This window comes from Sphingomonas sp. dw_22, from assembly GCF_018449795.1.
In the GTDB taxonomy this organism is placed as follows: domain Bacteria; phylum Pseudomonadota; class Alphaproteobacteria; order Sphingomonadales; family Sphingomonadaceae; genus Sphingomonas.
This window is the reverse complement of the sequence record NZ_JAAVVE010000074.1, coordinates 1-11,132: the sequence shown is the minus strand read 5'-3', so window position 1 is coordinate 11,132 and position 11,132 is coordinate 1. Positions and strand designations below refer to the sequence as shown.

The following is an 11,132-nucleotide window of genomic DNA, read 5'->3' as shown; positions in this document are numbered from 1 at the left end:
GACGCCGCCCCAGTAGAGTCGCAGCCACCAGCCCAGCGCGCCGCCGATCTGGTCGCCGTTCATGTCCGAGAGCTGGAGCGAGCCAGTGCTGCCGTAATTGTAGAGCGGATGCTCGAAGCCAATGTTCTGCAGCGTGATCGTGGCGACGAGATAGACCACCATCACGCCCCAGCCGGCATATTTGTTGGGGCTCACCGCCTGGACGAACACCGCCAGGATCGCGAGGATCGCCATGTCGATCGTCTGCGGCAGCAGATACCAGGCGAAATACTGGCCGAACTCGATATCGGTCTGGCCGCGCACGAGCTGGACGAGCACCGCGGCGACGACCGAGATCAGCAGCGTCGCGAACAGCACACCGGTCACCGCCAGCGCCTTGGGCACCAGATAGGCCCAGTTGGGCAGCGAGGTCGCATCGACGATCTCGTGCATCTTGCGCTCGCGATCGCGCCACACCAGCTCGCCTGCATAGTAAATGGCGATGATCAGCGGGATGATCGTGAACGCGCCCTGCAGCACTTCGATCACCGCGAAGGTGAGCGGGCGCGCCGGCGTGCCGTAGATCTCGTTGGCATAGATCAGCCCGCCCAGCGCGTTGACCAAGCCGATGAGCAGCAGCACGAAGAAGGCCGGGCTGCGGAACACCATCCGCATCTCGAAGCGGCAGCGCGCCCATAGCCGCGCCCAGGCCGCCGCCTCCGGCCGCACCGGCGGCAGCACCGCCACCACCTGCGGCGGCCTGGCCGCAAGCTTCGCCGCGCGCCGGGCCTGCCGGCGCAGCTTGCGCCGCGAGACTCCGCGCTCGGCGAAGCTGAAACGGAAATAGGCGAAGGCGAGCACCGCCAGCCCCACCGCGAACCAGATCGCGCGATTGGCGAGCAGCACCCCGGCCAGTGCCGGCGTGCTGCCGTTGGCCTCGCTGGCGGTCCAGTAGCGCGTGGCGTTGGAGACGGCGGCGACGCCGAACGGTTCGATATAGCCCGCCAGCTCGCGCATCTCGGGCTTGGCGCGCATGAAGCCGATAAGGACGAAATAGGCGACAAGGAAGACGACGACGCCGAGATAGCTGTACATCATCGATCGCGTCGCGGTCGCGACCGCGAAGAAGATCGCCGCGGTGAGGAACAGGTTCGGCAGGCCGAGCGCCAGATAAGCGAACAGATAGTCGCCCCAGCGGTTCGGCCCCAACGTCTCGGAATCGATCCAGGGCATGAACGAGCCCAGCCAGATCGCCAGCGGCACGGTCGCGAACGCGATGACCGAGGCGAGCCAGGCGCCGAGGAAGCGCGCGATCAGATAGTCGAACTTGCTCACCCGCGTCGAGCGCACCATCGGCCCGAAGCCGCTCTCGTCGTCGCGCACGATCACGTTCGCGACGAACGCCGTCGTCACGAACATGAAGAAGATCGACAGGATCAGGTGCGTCTGCGCGATCGCGACGGGCGCGTTCTTGTGGATGTTGCCGCCGCTACCGATCTGGATCTGCTCGATCGTGACCGACCCGAAGGTGAGCAGGAAGAACAGGATCGAGACGACCCAGAACACCGGGTTGCGGAACTGGTAGCGGAGCTCGAAGCTCGCGATCTTGCCGAACATGTCGCCGCCCCTCAGGCCGCTGCGGCGACAGGCGCGCGGCGCATGCGCGCGAGCGTCGAGAAATACACGTCCTCAAGCCCGCCTTCGACCGAGGCGAAGCCGTCGCCGGGGTCGCCCGCCGAAAGGATGTGGACGATGGTGCGCCCCGCGAAGAGGCGCGTCGAGATAACCTCGTAGCGCTCGCGATATTCGTCAAGCCGTTCGCGTTCGATCTCGCGCGCCCAGACCGTGCCGCGCGCCTTCTCGATCAGTTCGAGCGGCGCGCCTTCCAGCTGGATGCGGCCCGCGGCGAGCACCGCCATGCGTGGGCAGAGATCCACCACGTCCTCGACGATATGCGTCGACAGGATGATGACGACATTCTCGCCGATCTCCGCCAGCAGGTTGAGGAAGCGGTTGCGCTCCTCGGGATCGAGGCCCGCGGTGGGCTCGTCGACGATGATGAGCTCGGGATTGCCGATCAGCGCCTGGGCGATTCCGAACCGCTGGCGCATGCCGCCCGAGAAGCCGGCGATCGCCTTCTTGCGCACCGACCAGAGATTGACCTGGTTGAGCAGGGTCTCGACCGTGTCGCGGCGCTCGCGTGCCGAGGCCACGCCCTTCAGGACGGCCATGTGCTCGAGCATGTCATAGGCCGAGACGCGCGGATAGACGCCGAAATCCTGCGGCAGATAGCCCAGCCGCTGACGCAGCTTCTCCGGCTCGGCGATGACGTCGATCTCGCCGAAGCGGATGCCGCCGGAGGTGGGCGTCTGCAGCGTGGCGACGGTGCGCATCAGCGTCGACTTGCCCGCGCCGTTCGGACCGAGCAGCCCGTACATCCCCTTGGGGATGCTCAGCGTCACATCGTCGAGCGCGCGCGTTCCGTTGGGATAGACATGAGTGACACCGGTCAGTTCGAGCATGTGCAATGACTCCCCTTTCGAGGGAACTTAGCACGTGTGTTAGAAACCTAAAGCACAATTGCAGCCGGAAGGAAAATCCCTCACGGGAGCGTATCGAAGGTGATCGTGCTCTGGATTTCCGGCGTCGCCGGGCCGACCGACATCGGACAGACCACGCCCGGCATCGCCGCCACGTCGAACAGCTCGGTGATATGGCCCTCCAGCCGCACCCATTCGACGATGTCGCCGGTCGAGAGGCTGACGATCAGCATGCCGCACCAGGGTTCGGCATCGTGCGCCTTGATCTCGCCGTCGAGCAGCAGCCCCTTGAAGGTGCCGTCGCGCGGCTTGGAGACCGTGACGATCGCATGGCCGTCATGGATCGCCATGCCGCGCAGGAAGCCGGGGCAGAAGGCGATGTCCGTCTTCTGGCCGGTAGCCGGATCGACGCGGATGATCCGCCCCCGCCCGCTGTCGAGCGCATAGACCTGATCGCCGACGACGCGCGGGCTATGCGGCATCGAAAGCTCGTCGGTGACGATGCGGCTGGTCTGCACGTCGATCAGCACCCCGCCCTCGTGCCGCCGCTCGCGCCAGCCCGAGAGCACGTCCGAGCGGCTGACCGCGGTGACGTAGCGCACCTCGCCCTCATGGATCGCCATGCCGTTCATGTGGCAACGGTCCTCGGGTGCCAGCTTCGAGATGAAGGGCGGCTTCCAGATCGGCTTGAAGCTGTGGGTCAGGTCCAGCGTGCACAGGCAGCTATATTTGGTGTTCACGAAGATCACCCGGCCGTCCTTGTCGACGCCGACTTCATGGATGTCGATATCGCCGGTGGTCTGGGCGTTGCGCGGGATCAGCACCTGGTCGAACGCCTGGTTGCCGATCTCGCCGGGGCGCAGCATGTTCTCCAGCCGCCAGAGCTGGAACAGCGATCCCAGATAGAGCCGCCCCGGCTTCCAGCACACGCCCATCGCGCGGCTGAAATTCTGCTGGTTGAACGAGACGGTGCCGTTGGGATGCGCGCCGACCAGGAAGAGCTGGCCGGTCTGGTAGCTGGTGAAGGCCAGGCTCGTGTGATGGCTGCGCAGCCAGGCGTTGAAGCCGCGCGAGACCTGGATGTTGGTGGCACCGGGAGCCGGGCCGGCCTGCTCGGCGCCGGGGGCCGAGGGCATGCCGGTGCTGCGGGTCGTGGTTTCGGCGGCGCTTTCGGGGGTATCGGTCATCATTGCCTTCATGCACGGCGGGACCCGGACGATGCCGGACCCCGCGCTTTCATTCGGAACGTCAGAACTTGAAGCTTAGGCCGACCCGGCCGCCGCCACCACTTACGTTCTGCCCGAAGGTGGCGTTGCCTTCGAAGAAGCCGCTCACCGCGCCCCTGCCGGTCAGGTTGAGGCCCAGGGCCACCCGCCCTTCGTCGCCCGGCCGCAGGTTGGCGAGTTCCTCGCTTGTCCCGCCGCTGGTGAAGGACAGGCGCCCTTCGCCGTCGAACTCATGGGCATAGGTGCCGCGCGCATAGACCACGGCCTTCATCCCGTCCTTCAGGTCGAAGCTGTTGCCGACACGCGCGCCCAGCGTCCCGGTGAGGCCGTTGCCCGCTTCGGGATCGACCGTCTGGCCCAGCGCCTGGATCGCCCCGAACGAGCTGTTCTGGAACGAGAGCGACGCCACCGGCTCGACGAAGAACCGGCCCTTGCCGAACCGTGCGCCGCCTTCGATCCGGGCGCCGATCGAACCCCCACCCGTGCCGTCCGACCAGCTGTTGAGGCTGTCGCGCACGTCGCTCCAGTAATGGGCGTACTGGACGAGCGTGTTGGCGAAGAACGGCCCGCTGTGGAAGGCCGCATAGCCGCCCAGGTTGAGGCTGTCGTAGCGGATGCGCATGCCGCTGCCCTTCAGCGTCAGGTTGGAGCTGAGATAGCCCGCGCTGGCACCGAACAGGAAGTTGCCGGCCTCGACGATGTCCACGCCCGCCTGCCCGCCATAGAAGTCCTGGCGGTAGTCCAGGCTCCGGGCGGTACCGCCGATCGTGCGCTGCTCGTCATGGTTCTGCACGCTGCCATAGGCCTGGCCCCAGACGCTGCGGCCCTGGCCGCTGCCGTCGCGCAGCTCGGCCATATGGCCGGTCCAGGCGTCGGCGGACTGGTTCCAGATCGCCTGCGCGCCCTCGCTCAGCTTGAGCAGGCGATAGACCGGCGCGCCGGCCTCGCTCGTCACGCCGAAGCTGCCGGTCGCCGCGTCGAAGCTCAGGCCATACTGGACCAGGCCGATCGAGTCGCTGGCGAGCACGAAGGCGCCCGCGCTGCTGCCCGCGCCGGCCTGCACCAGCGCCAGCGGCTTATCGAGCAGGCGCGCGCCCTCCGCCGTCACGTCGAGCTGGACGAGCGTCGTGCCGGTCGCGGCGCCGGTGATGACCAGCTTGTCCGCGCCGCCCGCCGCCACGTCGAGCCCCAGCTTCGCGCCGCTGGTGCCGACATAGTCGCCGGTGATCGTCAGCGTCTCGCCGCCCGCGCCGTTGCGCAGGTCGATCGTGCCCGCATTCTCGAACGTCTCCAGCCCCAGCAGCGAGACCGATTGCGAGACCAGCGGCGCCAGCGCCCGGACCGATTGGCCGGCCGGAGCGGCGAGCGCGATCGTGCCGGTGTTGACGAACCGATCGCCGCCGCCGCCGAAATCGCTGTCCTTGGTCGCGACGAACTTGCCCGAGTTGGTGAAGGTGTCGGCGAAGCCCGAGAACTTCACCGCGCCCACCACGACGCCGCTATTGGCGACATCGGCGCCGCCCCCGGTGACGGTGATCGCATAGCCGGTGCCGGCCGTGATCGTGCCGGCATTGCTGACCTGCGCCGTCCCTGCGGCCGGATTGGCCGGGGGCAGCGGCTGGGGCTCTTCCTGGCCGATATAGCTCTCCGGCGCATAGCCCCAGTAATGGACGATCGGCGTCACATGCGGCGTGGCGTCGATCGTCACGCCGTTCACCGCGCCGGTGATGCTGCCGCCCGAGGTGACGGTCAGGCTGTTGGCGTAGCTCTGGAGCAGCACGCCCTCGGTGCCGCCCTGCACCTTGCCGTGCACCGCCAGGCTCGCGCTGTCATAGCCCTGCAGCGCGATCGCCGTGGCCTGGGCCGAACTGGTGTTGCCGGTTTCGGCGCTCAGGTTGCGGCCCTCGGCGAAGATGCCGATCGAGTTCCTGCCGGTCACCGCCACGTCGCCGCTGTGGATGTCCACATCGCCGGTGGTGGTGCTCACCATGATGCCGTTGGCATTCATCCCGGCGGTGGCGATCGACTGGGCCGTCACCGAGATGGTGCTGCCGGTCGCCGCCGTTTCCGGATCGCGGGGATCGGGGAAGGGGAAGGCATTGGCGAGATCGCTCACCGGCACCTTGGCGGCGGCCGCCGTGTCCTCCTCGCCCTCGGGCGGATCATAGGGATAGACTTCGGAATGACGCTTGCGCTCGGTCACTTCGATGCCGTTCGATCCCCTGCCCTCGGTCGAGATCGAACCCACGTCGATCGTGATGTCGCCCGGCGAGGAAGCGCGGATGCCCGAGCTGAAATAGTCGCCCTTGGTGCTGATCGGCCCGGTGCCGCTGATCTGGATGCCGCCATTGCCGGCATAGGCGACGATCGCGGTCGAGAGCACGCCCTCGGTCGAGACCGCGCCGTCGAAGGTGAATTCGGCGGCATGGCCGTCGAAATGCACCGCCTGCGCATAATAGCCCTTGGTCGAGACGTTGTGCAGGTGCGCCCCGGCGGTCTGGTTCGCCGAATAGATGCTCACGCCGCGCGCCTGGTCGCCCTCGGTGGTCAGGTCGCCGGTGACGGTCGCGATCGCGCTGCCCAGCTTGGTGTTGTCGGAGAGCAGCATGCCCGATGCGCCCCAGCCGGTGGTCGCGATCGAGCCGACCGAGACGCTGATCCCGCCCGCGCCGTTCGACGGATCGGCCCCGCCGCGATTGCTGGTGACCGCCACTACGCCCTGGCTCTGGCCGCCGGTGGTCGAGATGCTGTTCTGCGTCACCGCGATCGCGCCGCCCCGGTTGCTGTATGCCGCGACGCCATAGCCGAACTGCCCGCCCTCGGTCGAAATCGAGCCGTGGCCGTTGATCGTCACGTTGCCGTCGGCGCGGGCATAGATGCCGTCCGCAGAATAGCTGACGCCATAGGGGCCGCCAGTGACGGTCTTGATCGTGCCGCTGTTGGTGACCGTCGCATCGCCGCCATGGGCCGTGACGGTGACCGCGGAATAGCTGCCCGCCTTGTCGATCTCGCCGCTCGTCTCGACCACGACCGTATGGCCGGAGGCTGCGATCGTATTGGCATAAGCGCCGGCGCTCACATCGCTCGCGACGACATGGACATTGCCATAGCCCAGATAGCTGTCGGCGGTGATCGCGCTGGAGAAGTCGCCATCGGCATGGACGTTCTTCGCGGTCACGTCGACATCGCTGTAGAAGGAGCGCGCGACCACGCCCGCCGCATATGCGCCGCTGGTGGTGACGTTGGACACGTCCACCGAGACCTTGCCCGACAGCGATGCGGCGTAGACGCCCCAGGCACGGCCGCCCTGGGTGCTGACCGAATCGGCGGAGACGTTCACGTCGCCGCCCGCGCTCGCGCTGATGCCGAAGGCCGAATCGCCGGTGGTGGTGATGCTGCCCGCATCGACATGGGCGTTGCCGTAGCGGCTGCCCACCGAGATGCCGAAGCTGCCATAGCCGCTGGTCGCGACCTCGCCGACGGTGACGTTGGTGTCGCCGGTCAGCGCATAGGTGAAGATGCCGGCAGTCTGGTCGCCGGTGGTCGTCACCTTGTCGGCCGTGACCGTCACCTTGCCGCCGACGCCGTAAGCGATGGCGTCGATGCCGTCGGCATATGCGCCGGCGGTCGAGACGGTGCCGGCATGGATGGTGATGTCGCTGCCGGGACCGTCGGCGATCGCGCGGATGCCGGTGGCGCCATAGCCGCGCGTCTCGACCGATCCGGCGGTGATGCTGGTGTCGAGCTGGGTGCCCAGGCTGATCGTCTCGATGCCCATGGCGTTGTCGCCCTGGGTCTTCACGCTGTCGACCGTGACCGTGTTGGTCGTGCTGCCCGAAAGCTGCTTGCCGCCGGCATAGGAGTAGACGCCGACCGCGTTCGCGCCGCTGGTCGTCACCTTGTCCGCATAGACCGAGACATTGCCGTAATAGCTCGCCGCGATCACGCCGTTGGAGCCTGCACCGCCGGTCTCGATCGTGCCCGCATTCACCTGCACGTCGCCCTGGGGCGCGAAGGCGAAGACGCCGTTGGAATAGTCGCCGCTGGTGGTCACGCTGTCCGCGGTGACGCTGGTCAGGCTGCCCTGCGCGGTGTTGACCGCGTCGATGCCGTCCGAACCCAGGCCCGACGTAGTGACGCTGCCTGCCACGACCGTGATGTGGTGATCGTCCTGGCCGTTGTCATGGACCGGGTTGCTGTTGGCATAGATGCCCGAGGAATAGTCGCCCGAGGTGCTGACCGCGCCGGCATGGACGTCCACGGCCGCGCCGACCGCCTTGATCGCGCCGGAGTCCAGGAACATGCCGATGCCGGCCCCGCTGGTCGTCACGCTGTCGACATCGACCGTGGTCGTGCCGCCCGAATAGGCGGTGATGCCGCGCCCGCCGGTGCCGGTCGTCTCTACCGAGCCCGCGGTGATGGTGGTGTCGCGATTGTAGCTCCAGCCATAGATGCCGTCGGCGCCATAGCCGCTGGTCTTGACCGAGTTCACGTTGATGACCGTGCTGCCGTTATAGGCGGCGGCGCGGACGCCCGAGGCGGCATAGCCGCTGGTCTCGATATTGCCGGCCGTGATCTCGATCCCGCCCGAATTGCCGCCGACATTGGTGTTCGCATCGAGACCGGTAGCGCGATAGCCCTCGGTATGAATGTCGCCGGCATGGATCGTCATGTCGCCATAGCCATAGGCATGCACGCCGCCGGACTGGCTGCCCTGGGTCGAGATGTTGCCGACCGTGATCGCGGTGGTGCCGGTCGCGACCGTATCCACGCCGGGCGTGTTGTCGGCGGTGCCGGCGATGTCGCCCTGATCGATCACCACGTCGCCGCCGCTCACCAGCGGGGCGATGGTGGGATCGACGATCGGCGTGAGGCCGCTCAGCTCCGGCTGAGTCCAGCTCGGGCTGCGATGGATCACGATGCCGCTGGTGGGCGCGATGATCGGCGGCGTGGTGAAGCGCTCGGCCGGCAGCCGGGTGAGATCCTGCGGCAGCGGCTCGTTGGCGCGGACATGGAAGCGGGTGAGCGGGGGCGCAAGGCGCGGCGCCAGCAAGGTGAGCGACGGCCGCGCCTGCTGCTGCGCCTGCGCAGGCGCGGCGGTGAGCAGGACGGCGGCGGCGCCGGAAAGGGCGGTGCCCAGCGCCAGCCCGCGGCGCATCGCGCTCCGGCCCGACAGGAAATGGTTACGTGCAACCCGACCACGACAATTCTGCAGCAAAATTATGCTCCCTGTCATATATTTGAAGGGCGCTGCTGCTACCGACCTACCGGTCGGAACTCGTTCGCGACGGCTCCGTCCGGGGCGGTCTCGACGCGCCCTTATTGACTGAAGGACGCCACCGGAAAGCCGACACCTTATGCTTCGTTAATTTTTTTCAGCAGCGCCTGCTGCGACGCATCAGAATTTCGTGTCGAGCCCGATTCGTATCGTCCGCGGCTGCTGGGGCGTCGCCTGGGGATCGTAGATGCGATACGGCGTGCCGAGCGCGAAGCGGTTGGCATGGCCGTCCTGGAGATTGGCGAGCTGCAAGCTCACGCCGCGGCGCGAATCCCCGACACGCAGCGCAACCCGGTCGTCGACATAATCGCCCTGCGCCGCGTCCAGCAGCGGCCCCGCGCCGATATGCGAACCCCCGAAATAGCGCAGGTTCGCCGACAGGGTCAGGCCGTACCGGCCGGTGAGCGGCACGGCATAGTCGAGGTTCGCCTGCGCCCCGACCCGCGCGACATTGGGCAGCGCCTGGCCGCGTACCACCACCGAATCGACACGCGGATCGCTCAGCCGGCTGCGATTGACGAACAGGCCGCCGCCGAGCCGGAGCGCGGCAAGGGGCCGCCAGCCGATCCCCGCCTCGATCGAGGCGATATGGCCGTCGCCGATATTCCGGGTGATCGGATCGCCGCCCTCGGTCACGACTTCGGCGAGGATGTCGTCCCACTGGGTCCATGCGCCGCTCAGGCCCAGATCGAAGCTGCCGCCGGGCGAGCCGTAGCGCATGCCCATCTCGATCGCCTGGATCCGGTCGCCGTCATAGGCCCGGCCGCGGATGCCGCTGATGCCGCTGATGCCGAAGCCGCCGGGGCGGAAACCGTGCTGATAGCGCGCGAACAGCAACAGCCCCGGCGCGCCCTTCCAGGCGAGCGCGAGGCTCGGCAGCGCGCGGGTCTCGTTGTGATGTCCGGCGACCGAGATGGGCGTGCCGAAGATCGGGATCGTGCTCGGCCCGATAAAGACCATCGCATCGCCCTTCACGTCGGCGGTGGTGAGCCGCAACCCGGCGGTGGCGGTGAGCCGCGCGGTCAGCGGCAGATCGGTCTCGCCGAACAAGGTCGCCTCGCCCACGCGGTTATTGGCCTGCTCGCGGGGCGAGCTGGTTCCTTCCGAGGTCATGCCGATCCGACCGATCCGGCTCTGGTTGTCGAGCAGGCTGGCGCCCAGCACCCATCCCGATCCGTCCGCATGCCGCGCGGAAAGCCTGGTCTCGTTGACCAGCATCGTCGTGCGGCCGCGCTGGGTCACGAGGAAATCCATGCCGCCGCTGCCGCCATCATAATGCTCGGTCAGGGTCTGGCTGACCCAGGCGGTCGACGACACCAGCGACAGGTCGCCCCAGCGCCGGGATATGGTCAGGTCGGCAAGGTGATAGGCGTCGTCATAGTCCAGCCGCTCGGGCGTGGCGCGGCTGAGCGCGGGCGTATCCGGCCCGGCATCGGTCCAGGGGCTGTCATCGGCGCGGATCGCCTGGACCACTCCGCCCAGGTCGACCGTCCAGTCGCCCAGGCTGGCGCGCAGCGTCGCCCGGCCGCCCAGCGTGGTGATGCCGTTCACGTCGTTCCGGCGGATCAGCGGATTGTCGATATAGCCACCGTCGCGCTCGGCATAGCCGACCAGCCGCAGGCCCAGCCGATCGCGCTCCAGCGGCAGGTTGAGCATCGCCGCGACGTCGCCGCCGGGATCGCCATGTTCGGTGACGGTGAAGCCGCTCGACGCGCTCGACGCGAAACGGTCGAGCTCGGGCCGGGCGGTGACGATGTGGATCACCCCGCCCAGCGAGCCGGCGCCATAGAGCGTGCCCTGCGGCCCCTCCAGCACCTCCACCGACGCGATGTCGTAGAGCCTGAGATCGGGGTCGGGCGCATTGTAGGTGAGCCGCGTCTCGTTGAGATACTGGCCGGTGGTCGCCTGGCTCGGGCCGCTGAACCCCGAATCGATCACGCCGCGGACGAACAGCTTGTTGCGTCCCGGCCCGAAATGGGTGGTGCCGACGCTGGCGAGACGCTGGGCGAGCGCCCCGCTATCGGCGGGAATGCCGCCTGGCGCGATTGCGTCGGGCGCCAGCACCATTGCGGTGCCCGGATAGGCGTCCAGCCGGGTCGCGCGCTTCGA

Annotated in this window: 4 protein-coding genes and 1 pseudogene; all 5 read right to left on the bottom strand. The window is 67.9% G+C overall.

What is annotated here, in order from left to right; all coding sequences use genetic code 11:
* Window positions 1–1,596, bottom strand: a pseudogene (locus HB724_RS19555) (ABC transporter permease); the annotation flags it as partial.
* Between the two features lie 11 nt (window positions 1,597–1,607).
* Entirely contained in the window at window positions 1,608–2,501 is an 894-nt protein-coding gene (locus HB724_RS19550) for an ABC transporter ATP-binding protein (protein WP_213982629.1), read from the bottom strand.
* 80 nt (window positions 2,502–2,581) lie between these two features.
* Window positions 2,582–3,706: a TIGR03032 family protein gene (locus HB724_RS19545; RefSeq protein WP_213982628.1), complete on the bottom strand. Its 1,125-nt coding sequence runs from the start codon at window positions 3,704–3,706 to the stop codon at window positions 2,582–2,584.
* A gap of 61 nt (window positions 3,707–3,767) precedes the next feature.
* Window positions 3,768–8,903, bottom strand: coding sequence for an autotransporter domain-containing protein (locus tag HB724_RS19540; protein ID WP_213982627.1), 5,136 nt, complete (start codon window positions 8,901–8,903; stop codon window positions 3,768–3,770).
* Between the two features lie 240 nt (window positions 8,904–9,143).
* Window positions 9,144–11,132: TonB-dependent receptor (locus tag HB724_RS19535; RefSeq protein ID WP_213982626.1), on the bottom strand; the 1,989-nt coding region annotated here is incomplete at its 5' end.